3 protein-coding genes are annotated in these 1,650 nt (G+C 45.4%); all 3 read left to right on the top strand.

Annotated elements, in window-relative coordinates; genetic code table 11:
* Positions 1 to 12: 12 nt before the first annotated feature.
* The 3 genes from phhA (at position 13) to AB4653_RS16320 (ending at position 1,597) form a co-directional block, all read left to right on the top strand.
* On the top strand, positions 13 to 807 hold the full coding sequence (phhA, locus tag AB4653_RS16330; protein WP_009846042.1) for a phenylalanine 4-monooxygenase: 795 nt from the start codon (positions 13 to 15) through the stop codon (positions 805 to 807).
* Entirely contained in the window at positions 797 to 1,135 is a 339-nt protein-coding gene (locus AB4653_RS16325) for a 4a-hydroxytetrahydrobiopterin dehydratase (protein ID WP_102257696.1), read from the top strand. The genes phhA and AB4653_RS16325 overlap by 11 nt, the downstream gene beginning before the upstream one ends.
* 252 nt (positions 1,136 to 1,387) lie before the next feature.
* Complete coding sequence (locus tag AB4653_RS16320; protein ID WP_009846044.1) at positions 1,388 to 1,597, top strand: DUF3283 family protein; 210 nt, start codon at positions 1,388 to 1,390, stop codon at positions 1,595 to 1,597.
* Positions 1,598 to 1,650: the final 53 nt, after the last annotated feature.

The raw sequence follows: 1,650 nt of genomic DNA, 5'->3' as shown, positions 1-1,650 counted from the left end.
AGGAGGTGTGTAATGACTCAATATCATTCTAAGCCCGTGAGCCAAGAGGGATGGGTTGAGTGGAGCCTCGAAGAAGACGCCATTTGGCACGACTTAGTGAAAAGGCAACTGGACGCCATTAATGACCGCGCATGCGATGCTTATTTGCACGGTTTGACCCTGCTGGATCTGCCATTAGACAGAGTCCCTCAGCTTCCAGAGATAAACAAGGTGCTAATGGAAACAACAGGTTGGCAGGTTCAGCCTGTGCCCGCATTGATCGATTTCGACCGATTCTTTGATTTGCTCGCTAATAAAAAATTCCCAGTTGCGACATTTCTGAGAACGCGAGATGAGTTCGATTACTTACAAGAACCTGATTTCTTTCATGAAATTTTCGGCCACTGTGCCATGCTCACCAATGCCGATTTCGCGGCTTTCACTGAGCATTATGGAAAACTAGGCCAAGCCGCCACATCTAAACAGCGCGCCTATCTTGCCCGTTTGTATTGGTTTACGGTTGAGTTCGGTTTAGTAAAAGAGGGACAAAAACTGAAAATTTATGGCGGTGGTATTCTCTCGTCTCCGGCGGAAACCATGTATGCATTGGGTGGTGATTTGGCGGTTCGTGAGCGGTTCGATCTGCAAACGGTGTTAAGAACGCCTTATCGTATCGACATCATGCAGCCGAAATATTACGTGATCGACGAACTGTCTGAGCTCTTCCAAATCAGTCAGGAAAACCTATTACAGCAAGCTGATCTCGCCATCGACGCGGGGCTACTACCACCACTTTTTGAACCCAAGGAACCAACACATGTTGAATGAACAACAATGCGAAGCCTGCAGTATTGACGCGATTGCCCTAAGTAAAGACGAGCAACAGTCTTTATTGTTGGAGTTGTCTGACTGGCAAATCATCGAGAGAGACAGCATCCCACAGCTTGAGAAGGTGTTTAAGTTTAAGAACTACAAACAAGCGTGGGCATTCAGCAACAAAGTGTCAGAATTGGCGGAAGAAGAGTTTCACCACCCTTCGATCTTACTGGAGTGGGGCAAAGTCACCGTCACTTGGTGGAGCCACTCAATCAAAGGTCTGCACAAAAATGACTTCATCTGCGCCTCACGTTGCGATGTGTTCGCCGTGAGTGAATAGACTTTTGGGGTTCGAGGAGGCGTCTTTCTTGGTTCTGTGATGCGATTATCTAATTATTCGGCTCATTAGGTGAGTCGAATAAGCGATACTTTCTCATCAAGGGTATAACTTCTCTCAAACTAGCTTGACCTGCATCAGCGACTTGCTTGGTTTCTTGTCTCATAAACCCTTTCTGTTACTCATAGTATTGGTTTTATGAGGCTGCTCTATGATATATTTCTCGGCCAAGCGTATTACAGACGAAGGCTAATAATGTCTATCAACCTTTCACTCCTTTCACCCAGTGAGAAAAATAAAATCGAACTGGATAAGCAAGCATCGTTTCTTGTATGGAAATTGAAGCAAGCGAAATGTGGCCCTGAAGCCATTGTTGAAGAAGCAATGAAGCTAGGTGATCCAGAAGAAAAGGCTTGGTTTGAGCAGTCTGTAGAAAAATACAAACGGGTAATGGGTGTCGCATAAACGCAGATAAACCTTACCCAGCAAAGCTGTTGAATTGAAATGACGCAGTAATT

Source organism: Vibrio sp. 10N.222.48.A3, assembly GCF_041475345.1.
GTDB lineage: Bacteria > Pseudomonadota > Gammaproteobacteria > Enterobacterales > Vibrionaceae > Vibrio > Vibrio tasmaniensis_A.
Note: the sequence above shows the minus strand (reverse complement) of the source record. Positions and strands in the feature narration are given on the sequence as shown.